The following is a 15,077-nucleotide window of genomic DNA, read 5'->3' on the forward strand; positions in this document are numbered from 1 at the left end:
GGGGCGCCCCCCCCTCGACCGGCTCTCCAGGCCGTTTGTAGAGGACGCGCGATCGCCATCGGCCATGCTGTGGCATCGTCGCCGGCATGCTTTAATGATGATGCGGGTCGGGTGGATGCGGTTCAAGAGCCACGGAGCTAACGACAATGATTTCCTGGACGGCGAATTGCCTGGTTGCTCGTGCGGATCCGGCGAAGGGCGCGACGAGACGCCTGCTGCTGGGGGGCCTGCTGCTCGCGCTTGCCGGTTGCGCGTCGATGTCCGGCCGCATGGCGGACGACAGGGTCGTGCGTCCGCTTCGCCTGGCGAGCTGGAATCTCGAATTCCTCGCCGAACGGGACGGGGAGGGCTGCGCGCCGCGTGGTGCTGCTGATTATGCAGCAATGCGCCGGATCGCCGACGGCCTCGACGCCGATGTGATCGCTTTCCAGGAAGCCGAGAACGAGGCCGCAGCGGCGCGCGTGTTCGATCCCGCCCACTATGTACTCGTCATGGAGTCGCGGGCAGGTGCACCGACGGGAAGCTGTGGCGGGCGGCATCCCGACAAGGCGCTGATCCGCCAGGCTGTCGGATTCGCCGTGCGCAAGGGGATGGCGTTCGATCGCAATCCCGATCTGGTGTCGCTGAGCCTTGGCGACCCGCAGCTCCGTTCGGGTGTCGACATCACCTTGCGGCCGCACGGGCGGGCGCCGATCCGGTTGCTCGGCGTGCATCTCAAGTCGGGCTGTTTCTCGGGCAGCGACGCGAAGGCTTGTCCCGTCCTGATGCGGCAGGTGCCGGCGCTCGAGGCCTGGATCGATGCGGTGGCGGCGGGGCCGGTGCGTTTCGCGGTGATGGGCGACTGGAACCGTCGTCTGGCGCTGGCCGGCGACAGTGTCTGGAACGAGATCGACGATGCCGAGCCGGTCGATGCCGATCTCAGGCTGGCGGGTGACGGCGTGTCGCCAGGGTGTGATCCGCGTTACGACAGTTTCATCGACCATGTCGTCCTCGACAAGCGGGCAGGGGCTGACATGATCGGGTTCGTCGAGACGCGGTATGCCGAAGGCGAGAAGCATTATTCGGACCATTGCCCGGTGAGCGTCACGCTTGCCCGCTAGAAGGGACCGGGCCTGAGGCGGTTGATGCCTGTCTCCTTCCAATTCCGTCTCCCAGGCAACCAATCGGTGGCAGCTATGACGCTGGCAGGATCGAATTCGGGGCGCGCGCAGGCGGCCTGCCGGGCGGTTTGGATCACCGGCCGATCGAGCTCGAGCGGCGGATAGACCAATGCGTGCTCCATGTCGCCGGGAGGATGAACGTCGTCCGCGCATCTGATCCGCGCTCAGCGCTTCAGGTGCGCGTACCCTATGCCGGCCGGATTGCCCTGATGTCACATCACGGCGTCTCGGTATGCAAGCGACGATTTAGGCGAGGTTGAGGTCGCCGCCCTCTGGCGGGGCGACGGCTCATTTTTTGGCCTTGCCGGTGAAGCGGGTGCGGGCGGCGCTCGCTCCTGGGCCCGCCGCGTTCGGCCGCAAGCCCTCGCCTGCTCGGGCTGCTCCACTGACGTTGCGCCCCTTGCGGGTGCCTCCGCCCGCTCCTGCGGGCCCTTCCGTTCGCGCGTGCCGCCCACCCCCGCTTCCCGGGGCGGCCTTGCGAGGAGGGGAGCGTGAGGAGATCATCGTGGCACATCCCCTACCCTCCGGTGCGCGCCGCCGTCCGGAGCCCGACACGATCCGCGCCAATCTCTATGACGAGGTGACCGCCCGCATCATCGTCGAATTGGAGGCAGGGCGTTTCCCATGGGTGCAGCCCTGGGCCGCCGAGGGCGCGCCCGGGCACCCCCGGGGCCCGGCTCCCGGCATGCCGCGCAATGCGCTCACTGCCCGGCCCTATTCGGGAATCAATGTCCTGATCCTCTGGCACGAAGTCATCGACGCCGGATATCCCTCGCAAAGCTGGCTGACGTTCCGGCAGGCGCTGGGTGCCGGGGGCAGCGTGCGCAAGGGCGAGCGCGGCACGACGATCTTCTATGCCGATCGGTTCACGCCGAAGGGCGAGGCCGAACTGGCCGCCGAGACGGGTGACGATGCGCGCGTCGTCCCGTTCCTCAAGCGCTTCACCGTTTTCAATGTCGCGCAATGCGAGGGGCTGCGCGAAGGACTCGCGACCGATCCCGCGCCATTGCCCGAACGCGAAATGGTGCCCGCCGCCGAAGCCCTGATCGAAGCCAGTGGCGCGGATTTCCGGATCGGGGGCGACCGTGCCTTCTATGTGCCGTCGCAGGACTTCATCCAGGTACCGCACCAGACGGCCTTCTACGAACAGATCAACTATTACCGCACCTGTCTTCATGAATTGACCCACTGGACCGGCCATCAGGCCCGGCTCGCGCGCGATCTTTCCGGCGCGTTCGCGACCGAAAGATACGCGCGTGAGGAACTCGCCGCCGAAATGGGATCGGCCTTTCTCTGCGCGGCGCTCGGCATCGTCCCCACCGTCCGCCATGCCGATTATCTTGGCGGCTGGCTCGACCTGCTCCGCAGCGACAGCCGCGCCATCTTCCGGGCCGCGAGCGCCGCCGGCAAGGCGGCCGACTATCTGCTGGCGCTGCGCGATGCCGCCGTGACCCAGGCGCTGGAGGTGGCGGCATGATCCTGCTCCCGCACGCACTCCGCTTCGCGCTCAGCGCCAATGCGGTCGCCGGATACGCGCTCGAAGCGCGCGGGGCGCGCTTCGATCCCGCGCCCATCGTCAAATTCTTCAATCCCGTCGGGGCCGCGACATGGCTCGCGACCGAGCTGGACGAGGATGGCGACACATTGTTCGGGCTGGCCGATCTCGGATTCGGTTGTCCGGAACTCGGGTCGTTCTCTCTTCACGAAATCGCAAGCATATCGTTGCCTTTCGGCCTCCGTATCGAGCGCGATATCGGCTTCTCCACGGCGCATCCGCTCTCCGAATGGGCGGCCATGGCGCGCCGCACTGGCTCGATCCTGAGCGCCGAGGCGCAACTGCGCGCACCGCCCATGCGCCCGGGCACGCCGCCCGATCCCGGAAAACCGGGCTGAGGGCGCCGCCCTCGATCCGGCTCGCGCGCGGCGCGCTTCCGCCGCATCATCGTGCCCGGCTGCGCTGATCATCCATTCGCGCGGCCCGGCATCCGCCAAGGAGTCCTATCCCATGAAACTCGACTTTATCGACCATGACCGGCTGATCCCGGCGAAAACCAACATGCGCCTCGCCCGCAAATCTCCCGACGTCGCCGACCTGCTGCCGACCGTCCGCCAGCGCGGCATCCTCGTGCCTCTGATCGTCCGCCCGTCCGACGATCCCGACGGCGCGTTCGGCATCGTCGCCGGGCTCAGGCGCTGGACCGCCAACGGCATCGTCCGTGGCGAAGGCGTCGATCATGGTCCGCTGCCCTGCGCCATTCTCGAAGCGGGCGACGATGCCGACGCGCTCGAAGCCTCGATGATCGAGAATTACGCCCGGCTCGATCCCGACGAGGTGACCCAGTGGGAAAGCTTCGTCCGGCTGGTCAAGGAAGGCCGCAGCGCCGACGATATCGCCGCGACCTTCGGGCTTCCCGACCTGACCGTTCGCCGCATCCTCGCGCTCGGGAACCTGTTGCCGCGCATCCGCGACCTCTACCGCCGCGAGGTCGTCGACCGGGCGACTGTCCGTCACCTGACGCTCGCGAGCAAATCACAGCAACGCGCATGGCTGTCGCTCCATGACGACAAGGACGCCTATGCGCCGACCGGCCATCAGCTGAAATCATGGCTGTTCGGCGGGACCGCGATCAAGGCGGCGCACGCGCTGTTCGATATCGAGGCCTCGGGGCTGGCCGTCGTCGCGGACCTGTTCGGCGAGGATCGCTATGTCGCCGATACCGACGCCTTCTGGATCGCGCAGGACGCCGAGATCGAGGCGCGCCGCGCCGCTTATCTGGCCGATGGCTGGAGCGATGTGGCGATATTGCCCAAGGGGCACCGGTTCGAGAGCTGGGAGCATGAGAAGGCGGCGAAACGCAAGGGTGGGCGGGTCTATGTCGAGGTCCGCGCCACGGGCGAGGTCAGCTTTCATGAGGGCTGGCTCACCCGCCGCGAAGCGCGTGCCCGAGCATCCGGCGAAGCGGGCGATCCGGTCGTCCGTCCATCCAGGCCGGAAGCGAGCGGGCCGCTCAACGCCTATGTCGATCTGCATCGCCATGCCGCCGTGCGCGCCGCGCTCACCGGCCATCCCGGCGTCGCGCTGCGGTTGATGGTGGCCCATGCGGTCGCGGGCTCCACCCTGTGGCGGGTCGAACCTGAACCGCAGGCGGCGCGCAACGAGGCGATCACCATGAGCGTCGAAGCGAGCCGTGGCGAAGCGCTGTTCGGCGAGCGCCGCCACGCGGTGCTCGACCTGCTGGGTCATGACGCCGAGCGCCGGGGACTGACGCGGCGGTTCCACGATCACGACGAACTGCCCGGCCTGTTCCTGCGGCTGCTCGACCTGCCCGACGCCGCCGTTCTCGACGTCGTTGCAGTCGTGATGGGCGAGAGCCTTGCGGCGGGCAGCGTCGGGCTTGAGGCCGCCGGAGCCGCCTGTCGGCTCGACATGGCCGACTGGTGGGAGGCCGATGATGCGCTGTTCGACCTGATCCGTGATCGCGCGGTGATGGAAGCGGTCACCCATGAGGTCGCGGGCGACCTCGTCGCGCGCGCCAATGCCGGGGGGAACGCCAAGACCTTGAAGCGCATCGTCCGCGATCATCTGGAGGGCAATGAAGGGCGCGGACGGGTCGCACGCTGGGTCCCGCGCTGGATGCGCTTCCCGCCGGCAGCCTATACGGCACGCGGCGGGGTGAGGAGCGTCGAGGCGCATATGCGCTATGCCGAGGCGCAGGCAGCGCGGGCGGAAGAGAAGAAGGTGGAGGCGGACGGTGCGTCTCTCACCGATCCCGTCCCGGATCCCGACTCCCGAACGGATACCGCGAACGCGCGCATCGTCGATGCCGCGCAACGCGGTGAGGCCGGGCCGCAGGCTGGGGAAGGTCGTCCACCGAGCGGGTCGGTCCCGCTCGCCGCTTGACTGGTCGGAGGGACGGCGCATCGCCGTCCCTCCTTACTGTGCGTGGCCACGCCGCCGCCTGCGGGGCGGCTGGCTCGGAAAAATTTCGCGCGGCGCGGGCCTTTCAGGCGCCGCGCCGCGCAGGCATGTCCGGTCACAGCATGCGGTCCCGGAGATGCGCCGCCCGCAGCAAGGCACGATGGGACGGGGCATCCGCGCATGCGAAACCGGCGCTCGCCTTGACGGCGCGGCAGCGGGAGCCGGGTGGGCTATCCGGTCGCCGCTCGCGGGATCCGTTCCGACAGGCTTTGCGACTGGAAGGCCGGTGATGCGCTGCCTTCAGGCAGTGAGGCGGCGCAGGAAATAGATGCGGAAAAGGTCGAGCAGCGCCTCGGCGGATGGCTGGTCGGCGGCGCGCGCGGTCACGGCGATGGCGTGGCCGGGCGCGGCTTCGTAAGCGAAGGGATGCGGCCCCGACAGGCGCAGCGCGGCGGGGTCGAGCCCATCACGCCTGAGGATCGCATGTGCATCCTGGTCGAACGCCAGTTCCGCCCACAGCTCGACGCTGCGCGCCGCAAGCGTGGCCGGCTCGTGGGCGGCAGCCGCGAACGAAAATTGCGCGGATTCTTCGGTCATGACCATTCCTGTTGGTGCCTTTCGGTCCGATCGTCGGCGGGGCGACGCGTCCCGAACGCATGGCGATTTTGGCTCGATCCCATGGATCGAAACCGCGCGTCTGGCCATGGCTTTCGATGCGCCGTTCTGCACGCATTGCACCGGACCATGTGTGCCTGCCCCGATCGCGGCGGACCATTGCGGTGCCGTGTGTGCGGTCTGGGCGGGCACGGCCCGGCGCGCAACCGGCGTCCCCGCGCTTTTTCCCCGCCCGCTGGCGCGGGCTCCTCGCGCCCCGCTCCGCGTCCAAAAAGCGCGGGCGCGCCGGTCCTCCGCGTTGCTGCGGCCCTACGGGTGCGCGCCGCGCCCTGCCCGCCCCTTGTCCGCCCACGCCCCGGAAATGGTTCCGGCGGCGACTGGAAGGAGACGAACAATGGCTGCAATGACTGACCCATGTTCTTCAAGCGCAGCGTGCAGCGATATGGGCGCACGTCATCTCCCGAGACGCCTTATCAGCGGGCGGGCCAGCTCTGGGACGACCGGATCGGCTCGGCGCGGGTCCAGGCGCGCAACTGGCGGCTGATGGCGTTCGGATGCCTGGCCCTGACCGCCGGAACGTCGGTGGGACTCGCATGGCAGTCGATGCAAAGCCGAGTCATTCCCTATGTGGTCGAGGTCGACCGGCTTGGCGAATCGCGGGCCGTGCGACCCGCCGACGTCGCTTATCGGCCGACCGACAGCCAGGTCGCCTGGCACCTGTCGCATTTCGTCACCAATGTGCGGTCGGTCTCGCTCGATCCGGTGCTGATGCGCCGTGACTGGCTCGAGGCTTATGACTTCGTGACGAAGCGCGGTGCGCAGTTCCTTGGCGACTATGTTCGCTCGGCGTCGCCATTCGCCAATGTCGGAGATCGCACCGTCTCGGTGCAGGTAACCAGCGTCGTCCGCGCGTCGGACAGGTCGTTCCAGGTCAAATGGATGGAGACAGCGTTCGAGCGCGGAAGCCAGGCGGGCACCAGCCGCTGGACGGCGATCGTCACCATCGTGACCCGTCCGCCGGCCTCGGCCGAGGTCCTGCGCCGGAATCCTCTCGGCATCTATGTCGACGCGATCGACTGGAGCCGTGAGCTCGAGACCGCGCCGCCCCTTGTCCGCCCCGCGCCAGCGTCACCGCCGAACCTGCCGCTTGGTTCGCCGCTCGATCCCAGTCTCGGTGCTTCGCCGTCCAACGCCCAGGAGATCATCCCATGAAGTCGACCGTTCTGCCGGCCATTCTCGGCCTGGGGCTCGCGTTCCCCGCGATCGCCCGCGACACGTCCGCGCACGCGTCACCCACGCCGCCGCTTGGGCAAGTGGCAAGTGCGACACAGGCGGCGGTGGTCCAGCCGATCGCGAGCGGGTTCGTCGGCGGCACGCAGGTCTATCCCTGGAGTGAGGGCGCGATATTCCAGGCCTTTACCGCACCGGGCCTCGTCACCGATATCATGCTCCAGCCCGGCGAAACTCTGGTGTCCGTGGCGAGCGGGGACACGGCGCGGTGGGTGATCGGCGACACGACCAGCGGCTCGGGCGAAGCCCGGCAGACGCATGTGCTGGTGAAGCCCTTTTCGGCGGGTCTCATGACCAATCTCGTCATCACAACCGATCGTCGCGCCTATCATATCCGGTTGGTGAGCACCGCGGGTACGGCGCTGTCGTCGCTGCGCTGGTCATATCCGCAGGACGCGTTGCTGGCGCTCAGGCGCAAGGTTGAAGCCGAGCAGGCCGCCGCATCGGTCGCAGCCGGGATCGCGGTCGAGCAGTTGCACTTCGATTATGCGATCAGTGGCGACCGGCCCAGTTGGCGGCCGCTGCGCGCATTCGATGACGGTGCGCGAACCTATCTGGAGTTTCCGGCAACGCTGGGTCAGGGCGAGGCGCCGCCGCTGTTCATCGTGGACGGGGAGGGGCAGGCGCAACTCGTCAACTACCGCCAGCGCGACCGCTATTATGTCGTCGATCGCATCTTCGATGCCGCCGAATTGCGGCTCGGTCTCAAGAAGCAGCAGGTCGTGCGCATCGATCGGGTCGCCCCGCGTGGGCGCAGGAGGGGGGCATGACCGAGGCTGCGGCAGCTGAAGCGCCGGCCCATACGGCGTCGGCGAAGCTCGATCCCGAAATGCTTGCGCTCAGGTCACGCCCGGCGCGCGCGATCCGATTCAAGCGGGGCGCGATCATCGGTGCGGCGGCGCTCGGATCGGCGAGCTTGATGGGCATCGCCTGGATGGCACTCAAGCCGCGCGTTTTCCAGCAAGTCATGCAGGACAGTGAACTGTCGCAGCCCATGGCGAAGCCGGTGTCCGACTCGCTGTCAGGGTTGCCGACGAGCTATGACGATGCGCCCAGGCTGGGGGCGCCGCTTCCCGGCGACCTTGGCCGGCCGATCCTGCGCGCGCAGGGTGGGGCGGAGGCGCAGGTCGAACCGGCACGCGTCGATCCCGCCGAAGCGGCTCGTCAGCAACGGCTCGCCGATCTCAAGGCGGCACGCGAGTCGGGGTTGATCGTCCAGGGCTCGACGGGGAGAGGGCGCGCGTCTGCCCTTTCACTGGAGGCGGACGTATCGGATCCTGCGGTCGGCAGCGGTGCGCCACCTACGGAACAGAGTCGGAAGGAGCGCTTCGCCAAGATCCAGGATACTGGCGGCACGCTCAACACCGGCAGGCTGGTGACGCCGGTCTCGCCGAACAGCTTGCTTGCCGGCAGCGTCATCGCGGCGAGTCTCATCACCGGGCTCAACTCCGACTTGCCGGGCATGGTGACAGCGCAGGTCACGCAGAATGTCTTCGACACGGTCACCGGCAGCATATTGCTTGTGCCGCAGGGCGCTCGGCTGATCGGCAAATATGACAGCGTCGTCGCTTTCGGTCAGAAACGCGCGCTGGTCATCTGGCAGCGGCTGATCCTGCCGGACGGCAGTTCAGTCCAACTCGATAACATGCCGGCGACCGATCCGTCGGGATATGCGGGACTTGCCGACAAGGTCGATTTCCATAGCTGGGCGCTGCTCAAGGGCGTGGCGATCGCGACCCTGCTCGGCGTCGGTTCGGAGCTGACGATCAGTGGCGAGAGCGATCTCGTGCAAGCGATCCGCGAATCGGCACAGTCGAACACGGCACGAGCGGGTGACCAGATCACCCAGCGCAACCTCGACATCCAGCCGACGATCGCGATTCGGCCCGGAGCACCGGTCAGGCTGCTCGTCACCCGCGACCTCATTCTGGCGCCCTGGCGCGGATAGGAGCATCTTATGGCGACGCTCAAGCTGGCGAAGATTCCGGACCGTGTGCCCGTGAAGCTCTCGATCAGCCTGCAACCTGATCTTCACCTGCGGCTACTGGCATATGCGGCGGCTTATATGGAAGCCTATGGGACCGAGGAGCCCTTGACCGAATTGGTGCCGGCGATGCTCGCGGCATTTCTGGAAAGCGATCGGGATTTTGCGCGGCGGACGAAATGAGCCGGCGGCCGCGAGCAAAAGCCGCCGAGCTTTCCGAAGAGATCCAGTTCATCACCGTCGCGGATTTTGCGCGCATGACCCGGCTATCACGGCGTCACATCGATCGGCTGCGCGAGACACGCCCCGCCGGATTCCCGACCGAGTACGACTTCGGGATAGGAACCCGGCGCAAGCGCCCCCGCTTCAAGCTTGTCGAAGTTCAGGCATGGTTTGATGCCCGTGCCCTTTGGTGAGTGGGTGCGAGCCTGAATTTCAGCTTGTTCGTTCGCATCGCACGCCGGGGATTCGGCACGACAGGAGGCGGGACGCCAAGCGCGTCCGCCACGCCCGCCTTGATTGCGATCGCAATGACCTCCTGTTCCCAGCGGTGGAACCAGTCTCGCTTCTCCTCGTCGAACTCGTATTGGTCATAGGTTCTCTCGAGGCCTCGTTTGACGTGGTTGAGCATTGCCTCCGCGGTTTCGAAATCGACCTTCAGCCGCTTGGTGTTGGATCGGGCCGTGCGCCGGAAGTCGTGCGGTGTGAACTGCTCGATCGGATGACCGGCGATCTCCTCCATCCGGGCTTTGACCCGATCTCTCGCATGATACCATATGCTGGTCTTGGGGCCTTCGACGCGGTCGGCGGGAAGCACCCATTCGTGATTCGAGCGTATCAGGAGCAGTCCCCACGGGCCGAGCGCGATGCTGTGAGCGTTCGAATTCTTGGTGCGTGAGGCTGGTATCGTCCAGATGCCGTCTTGAATCTCGTCGCTCCTGGCCTCCACCACTTCGGAAATCCGGGCCGCGGTGAGCAGCCATAGCAGCATCCCGCGCTGCACATCCCGCGCTTCCTCGGCCAACGCTTGAAGAAACCAGGCTAGTTCCTGATGACTGAGTTTCCGGATGCGGGGTGTCTCCGGGAATTTTAGGTCGCCAAGGCGAATCGACGGGTTGGTGGTCAGGCCTACTTCCTGCCCTCGCAGCGAGGCTGCCCAGGCGAAGAACACCTTGAGTTCGCCAGCCAGGCGATTGGCACGGACCTTGGCGACCTTCCCCTTGGCCTCGATCAGCGCGGTCAGGTCGGATTCGACGATGTCGTAGATGACTCGCGACCCGAGCGACGGTTCGATGTCGCGCTTGAATATGTCCAGCTTGTCCTTGATCGTTCGAGGTTTGTTGGGCTTTCTCGCGGTCGTCGCGCGGCCTTGGCGGACGGCGATCATGTAGAGCGCGTGGGCACGCGCGACTGTCATGCGCCGCCTCTTTTCTTCCTCCCGCGCCTCTATGCGAGGGTCAATACCGGCTTCGACCTTGGTGTTGAGGTCCTGTGTCCACACACGGGCAGCCGCGATGCTATGGGTGGGATAGTTTCCGAGGCGGAGATCGAGGATCTTGCCAAGGTCTGCGATCCGTCGCCTGTATCGCCAGACCTTATTGCCGTTGGGCGATACAAAGATCGATAATCCAAGGGTTTGTGGGTCGTGAAGGACCCCTTCCTTTAGTGCGTCGATCGCCGATGCGGTCAACATTTCCTTCCGTGACATACCGACTCCATGTCGGCCCCGTCAGCGATAAAACGTCACCACAAATGTTACCACAAGAGAGGTCAATTCGGGTCTGTTCGAGCCCTTATTGGCCAGTTCACCGAAGTCGCATTTGATACGGAAACGCCTGCCTCAAAAGCCGAAGTTTGAGTATTCGGCTCGAATTTTTGAAGGGTTTAGCGTGGGTTACGCTTTGCCTGGCGGAGACGGAGGGATTCGAACCCTCGGTACGGAATTCTCCATACGACGGTTTAGCAAACCGTTGGTTTCAGCCACTCACCCACGTCTCCGGATGCGCTGCGAAGCGGGGCTATAGCGGGCGGTTGTGCGGTGATCAACCGGGGTTGGAAGAGTTTTTTGGTATGTTGGTAAGGTCTCCGGACTCGGGTGGGCGCGGGATCGACTCGGTTCGCCGCCCGTTCATTGCAGGCTCATGCGTGGCGGAGATAACCTGCGGAATGGATAGTTCCGGGGGTAGAAGATGTTGAAGACCCTGTTCGCGCGCTCGATCATCGTGGCCGCGGCTTTCTCGTTCGCCGCAGCCGTGCCCGCCACGGCGCAGGTGCGTGACGTCGATCCCAACGAGGCGATCGATGCCGATCTGCTGCCGCCCGACCAGCAGACCCAGGTGCCGGCGAATACCGCGCCCGCCCGTGACGACTTCCCCGCCGATTCGGTCGCCGAACCGGCGTCACCCTCGACATCGGCCGCAACTTCAGCGCCGGTGGCCGCGCAACCCAATACGTTCCAGAAGGGCGATCTGATCGGCGCGGCTGAAGGCGTGTTCGGTCGCGGCGCCCAGGGTCTCGCCAAGATCATCGAGGATATCCTTAAGGATCAGGGCGAGCCCAACGCCTATATCACCGGTTCGGAGGCTTCCGGCGCGATCGTCGTCGGGGTGCGTTACGGATCGGGCATGCTCCATCACAAGGTGGAGGGTGAGCGTAAGGTCTATTGGACCGGCCCGTCGATCGGTTTCGACATGGGCGGAAATGCGTCGAAGAGCTTCGTGCTCGTCTATAATCTCTACGACAGCCAGGAGCTTTACCGCCGCTACCCGCAGGGTGAAGGCACCGCCTATTTCGTTGGCGGCTTCACCGCCAGCTATCTGCGGCGTGGCGATGTCGTGCTGATCCCGATCCGGCTTGGCGCCGGCCTGCGGCTCGGCGCCAATATCGGTTATATGAAGTTCAGTGAGAAGGGCCGCTGGGTCCCCTTCTGATGATCAGTCGATCCGTCCGGCGAAGCGCCAGCCAAGCGTTTCGCCGGCATGGAATGGCACCAATGAGGTGGTGCCCGCGCCGATGGTTTCAGGCACCTCCATCGGCGCCTTCTCCAGCACGACGCGGCCTTCGTTGAGCGGCAGGCCGTAGAAGCGCGGGCCGTTTTCCGATGCGAAAGCCTCGAACCGATCGAGCACGCCTTCCTCGTCGAACACCGTCGCATAGCTTTCGAGTGCGAAGGGTGCGTTGAAGATGCCGGCGCAGCCGCACGCTGCTTCCTTGCGATCGATCGCGTGCGGCGCGCTGTCCGTTCCCAGGAAGAATTTGGGCGAACCCGAGGTCGCCGCGCGGCGCAACGCCAGCCGGTGATGCTCGCGCTTGGCGATCGGCAAGCAATAGGCGTGGGGACGGATGCCGCCCGCGAAGATCGCGTTGCGGTTGATGATCAGGTGCTGCGGCGTGATCGTCGCGCTGATGTTCGGGCCGGAGGCGAGCACGAAATCGGCGGCCTCGGCGGTGGTGATATGTTCGAAGACGATCTTGAGTTCGGGCAGGTCGCGCGCCAGCCCTGCGAGGGTGCGATCGATGAACACCGCTTCACGGTCGAAGATGTCGATATCGGAATCGGTCACCTCGCCATGGACGAGCAGCGGCATGCCGATGCGCTGCATCGCTTCCAGTGCGGGATAGATGGCGCGGATATCGGTCACGCCATGCGCGGCATTGGTCGTCGCATGCGCGGGATAGAGCTTCGCGGCAGTGAACACGCCCTCGGTATAGCCGCGCGCCAGTTCGTCCGGATCGGCGCCGTCGGTGAGATAGCTCGTCATCAGCGGCGTGAAATCGGCATCGTCGGGCAGCGCCGCCAGGATGCGGTCGCGATAGGCGGCCGCCGCCGACACGGTGGTCACCGGCGGAGACAGGTTGGGCATCGCGATCGCGCGCGCGAATTGCCGCGCGGTCTGGCCGGCGACGGCGGCCAGCATCTCACCGTCGCGCAGATGGACGTGCCAGTCGTCGGGGCGCCTGATTTCCAGTCGCGTATTTTCTGTCGCGGTCATTGCAGCTCCGGCTTGGGATTCTTCGCGACCGTCCTTAACTAGTGGCGATGACCGGCACCACCCTTAGCGACCGCGCTGTGGTCCGTCTTTCAGGAGACGATGTCCGCGGCTTCCTTCAAGGCCTTGTCACCAACGACGTCGGCGGCGCATTGCCCGCCTGGGCGGGCTTGCTGACCGCGCAGGGCAAGGCGCTGTTCGATTTTATCCTGTGGGCCGACGGTGAGGATGTGCTGATCGATTGTGAAGCCGGGCAGGCCGATGCGCTGATTCGCCGGTTGTCACTCTATCGGCTGCGCCGCCAGATCGCGATCGCGCACGACGAATCGCTCGCCGTCCACTGGGCGCTCCAGGCCGATGCGCCGGAGGATCCCCGCTTGGGCGGCCTTGGCCATCGCTGGATCGCGCCGCCGGGCGAGCCGGCGACGAGCTGGCACGCGCATCGCCTGTCGCTGGGCGTCGCCGAAGGCGCGGCGGAACTGGGGCAGGACAAGACGCTCTGGCTGGAATGCAATGCCGCTGAACTGGGTGGCGTGAGTTTCACCAAGGGCTGTTATGTCGGCCAGGAGAACACCGCGCGCATGAACTGGCGGCAGAAGGTTAATCGTCGTTTGGCGGTGGTGCGGGCCGATGCGGATCCGGGTGACGGCGCGATGGCCTGGCATCCCGAACTCGGCCTTGCCGTCATGCGGCTGCGCGTCGAGTCGCTGGCCGCGACGCCGGGTGTGATCCTGCCGGGCTGGCTGGCGGACGCGGTCGCATGAGGCGGTTGTTCGCGGCGCTACTGCCGTTGCTGTTGCTCGGCGCGGCGCCTGCTCCGCTACCGGTCGAGCAGCCCGAGGTGATCGCGACCTTTCCGCATGACTCCACCGCCTTCACCGAAGGGTTGATCTATCTCGATGGCCGGCTGTTCGAAAGCACGGGGCTCGAGGGGCAATCGGTGGTTCGCGAGGTACGGCTGGAGGACGGCAAGGTACTGCGCGAGGCGGCGATCGATGCGCGCTATTTCGGCGAAGGGCTGGTCGACTGGAAGAACAGGCTGATCAGCCTGACCTGGCAGCACGGCATCGGCTTCATCTGGGACCGTGCGACCTTCAGGAAGATCGGCACCTTCAGATATCGCGGTGAAGGCTGGGCACTGACCCGCAACGATCGCGAGATCGTGATGAGCGATGGCACACCCTTTTTGCGCTTCCTCGACCCCGAAACGCTCAAGGAGAAACGCCGGATCCAGGTGACGGCGGACGGCCGCCCGGTGCCCCGGCTCAACGAGCTCGAATGGGTGAAGGGGGAGGTATTCGCCAATATCTGGCTGACCGACCGGATCGCGCGGATCGATCCGGTGACGGGCAAGGTGAAGGGCTGGATCGACGTTTCGGCGCTGTCGGCGGCTTCAGGCCGGCGCGGGCGTGACGATGTCGCCAACGGCATCGCCTATGACAGCCGCAAGGACCGGCTGTTCGTGACGGGCAAGAACTGGCCGGTGCTGTATCAGATCAGGCTGGCGCGCTGACCCAGCCGACATTGGGATCATTGAAATCGATCACCTCGTTCAATTCCCAGACATTGCCATAGCCATAGCCGACCAGGTTGATGAAGGTCTGGATGTTGAGCGCGAGCGGGCGGGATTTGAGCATCACCGGCGGCTGGTCGTTGCGGAAATTATTGTTGCAATAGATCAGGATCGGGCGATCGCGATCCGGCCCGATCGCCTGCGCCAGGCTTTCGGCGGTGAAATCGGTGAAGGGCAGGTTGACCGCCCCGGCGATATGGCCGCGCGCATAGGCGTCGGCGGAGCGCGCATCCAGGATCAGCACGCCCGGCCTGGCGGCTTCCGCCTTGAAGCGCGCGAAGTCAATCAGCCGGTCTCGCCGCTGCGCCTCCACCTTCATGGTCAGCTCGCGAAAGCCCGGATAGTCGATCTGGGGATTGCGGTCCGACTGGGCGAGCGCCGGCATTGCCATGGCAAGCGGAAGCAGGACGAGCAGGGGGCGGATCATCGACGATCTCCTGAATGAATGCCGGAATCTGGCTGAAGCGTGCTGCATGGGGGCTGAACGGCCATGGCATGGCGATGACGCTTGCCCCGCGTCGCGGGCGGCGTAAGGCTGGCGGGCATC

Annotated in this window: 16 protein-coding genes and 1 tRNA gene; 12 read left to right on the forward strand and 5 right to left on the reverse strand. The window is 66.0% G+C overall.

Annotation, left to right across the window (positions count from 1 at the left end; translation table 11 throughout):
• The first annotated feature begins 146 nt into the window (after nucleotides 1-146).
• The 4 genes from ACODTA_RS22360 to ACODTA_RS22375 all read left to right on the forward strand — a co-directional run bounded on the left by ACODTA_RS22360 (nucleotide 147) and on the right by ACODTA_RS22375 (nucleotide 5,061).
• Nucleotides 147-1,100 (forward strand): endonuclease/exonuclease/phosphatase family protein, encoded by a 954-nt coding sequence (locus ACODTA_RS22360; RefSeq protein WP_489068778.1) that lies wholly within the window; start codon nucleotides 147-149, stop codon nucleotides 1,098-1,100.
• Between the two features lie 565 nt (nucleotides 1,101-1,665).
• Nucleotides 1,666-2,637 (forward strand): ArdC family protein, encoded by a 972-nt coding sequence (locus tag ACODTA_RS22365; RefSeq protein ID WP_489068780.1) that lies wholly within the window; start codon nucleotides 1,666-1,668, stop codon nucleotides 2,635-2,637.
• A complete protein-coding gene (locus ACODTA_RS22370; protein ID WP_489068782.1) occupies nucleotides 2,634-3,053 on the forward strand; it encodes a DUF2958 domain-containing protein in 420 nt (139 codons plus the stop codon). Before ACODTA_RS22365 ends, ACODTA_RS22370 begins: the two co-directional genes overlap by 4 nt.
• 112 nt (nucleotides 3,054-3,165) lie before the next feature.
• Nucleotides 3,166-5,061: a ParB/RepB/Spo0J family partition protein gene (locus tag ACODTA_RS22375; RefSeq protein WP_489068784.1), complete on the forward strand. Its 1,896-nt coding sequence runs from the start codon at nucleotides 3,166-3,168 to the stop codon at nucleotides 5,059-5,061.
• A 318-nt stretch (nucleotides 5,062-5,379) separates the two neighbouring features.
• On the opposite strand, the gene ACODTA_RS22380 is transcribed toward ACODTA_RS22375, so the two are convergent.
• Nucleotides 5,380-5,676, reverse strand: coding sequence for a hypothetical protein (locus ACODTA_RS22380; RefSeq protein ID WP_489068786.1), 297 nt, complete (start codon nucleotides 5,674-5,676; stop codon nucleotides 5,380-5,382).
• 432 nt (nucleotides 5,677-6,108) lie between these two features.
• On the opposite strand from ACODTA_RS22380, the gene trbF reads away from it, so the two are divergent.
• From trbF to ACODTA_RS22405, 5 genes are read left to right on the forward strand one after another with little or no spacing between them, the layout of a single operon-like run.
• A complete protein-coding gene (gene trbF, locus ACODTA_RS22385; protein WP_489068788.1) occupies nucleotides 6,109-6,906 on the forward strand; it encodes a conjugal transfer protein TrbF in 798 nt (265 codons plus the stop codon).
• Nucleotides 6,903-7,754: a P-type conjugative transfer protein TrbG gene (gene trbG, locus ACODTA_RS22390; RefSeq protein ID WP_489068790.1), complete on the forward strand. Its 852-nt coding sequence runs from the start codon at nucleotides 6,903-6,905 to the stop codon at nucleotides 7,752-7,754. Before trbF ends, trbG begins: the two co-directional genes overlap by 4 nt.
• Nucleotides 7,751-8,932, forward strand: coding sequence for a TraB/TrbI/VirB10 family type IV secretion system protein (locus ACODTA_RS22395; protein WP_489068792.1), 1,182 nt, complete (start codon nucleotides 7,751-7,753; stop codon nucleotides 8,930-8,932). The genes trbG and ACODTA_RS22395 overlap by 4 nt, the downstream gene beginning before the upstream one ends.
• A 9-nt stretch (nucleotides 8,933-8,941) precedes the next feature.
• The gene (locus ACODTA_RS22400) at nucleotides 8,942-9,151 is read left to right on the forward strand and encodes a DUF2274 domain-containing protein (protein ID WP_489068794.1); all 210 of its coding nucleotides are present in this window, start codon (nucleotides 8,942-8,944) and stop codon (nucleotides 9,149-9,151) included.
• Nucleotides 9,148-9,384: a hypothetical protein gene (locus ACODTA_RS22405; protein ID WP_489068796.1), complete on the forward strand. Its 237-nt coding sequence runs from the start codon at nucleotides 9,148-9,150 to the stop codon at nucleotides 9,382-9,384. Before ACODTA_RS22400 ends, ACODTA_RS22405 begins: the two co-directional genes overlap by 4 nt.
• Here the strand turns inward: ACODTA_RS22405 and ACODTA_RS22410 are convergent.
• Nucleotides 9,351-10,661 (reverse strand): tyrosine-type recombinase/integrase, encoded by a 1,311-nt coding sequence (locus tag ACODTA_RS22410; protein ID WP_489068798.1) that lies wholly within the window; start codon nucleotides 10,659-10,661, stop codon nucleotides 9,351-9,353. The genes ACODTA_RS22405 and ACODTA_RS22410 overlap by 34 nt on opposite strands.
• Before the next feature lie 213 nt (nucleotides 10,662-10,874).
• Nucleotides 10,875-10,966: transfer RNA gene (locus ACODTA_RS22415), tRNA-Ser, on the reverse strand.
• 191 nt (nucleotides 10,967-11,157) lie between these two features.
• Between ACODTA_RS22415 and ACODTA_RS22420 the strand changes: the two genes are divergently transcribed.
• Nucleotides 11,158-11,898: an EipA family protein gene (locus ACODTA_RS22420; RefSeq protein WP_489068800.1), complete on the forward strand. Its 741-nt coding sequence runs from the start codon at nucleotides 11,158-11,160 to the stop codon at nucleotides 11,896-11,898.
• A gap of 3 nt (nucleotides 11,899-11,901) precedes the next feature.
• Here ACODTA_RS22420 and pyrC read toward each other — a convergent pair whose 3' ends face one another.
• The gene (pyrC, locus tag ACODTA_RS22425; protein WP_489068802.1) at nucleotides 11,902-12,960 is read right to left on the reverse strand and encodes a dihydroorotase; all 1,059 of its coding nucleotides are present in this window, start codon (nucleotides 12,958-12,960) and stop codon (nucleotides 11,902-11,904) included.
• A 47-nt stretch (nucleotides 12,961-13,007) separates the two neighbouring features.
• Between pyrC and ygfZ the strand changes: the two genes are divergently transcribed.
• Both ygfZ and ACODTA_RS22435 read left to right on the forward strand, forming a co-directional pair.
• Nucleotides 13,008-13,721, forward strand: a complete 714-nt coding sequence (gene ygfZ / locus ACODTA_RS22430) for a CAF17-like 4Fe-4S cluster assembly/insertion protein YgfZ (RefSeq protein ID WP_489068804.1) — start codon at nucleotides 13,008-13,010, stop codon at nucleotides 13,719-13,721.
• Nucleotides 13,718-14,470, forward strand: coding sequence for a glutaminyl-peptide cyclotransferase (locus tag ACODTA_RS22435; RefSeq protein ID WP_489068806.1), 753 nt, complete (start codon nucleotides 13,718-13,720; stop codon nucleotides 14,468-14,470). The genes ygfZ and ACODTA_RS22435 overlap by 4 nt, the downstream gene beginning before the upstream one ends.
• Here ACODTA_RS22435 and ACODTA_RS22440 read toward each other — a convergent pair.
• A complete protein-coding gene (locus ACODTA_RS22440) occupies nucleotides 14,454-14,957 on the reverse strand; it encodes a rhodanese-like domain-containing protein (protein WP_489068808.1) in 504 nt (167 codons plus the stop codon). The two genes, ACODTA_RS22435 and ACODTA_RS22440, sit on opposite strands and share 17 nt — an antisense overlap.
• Nucleotides 14,958-15,077: the final 120 nt, after the last annotated feature.

It is taken from the genome of Sphingomonas sp. FG14 (assembly GCF_057809675.1).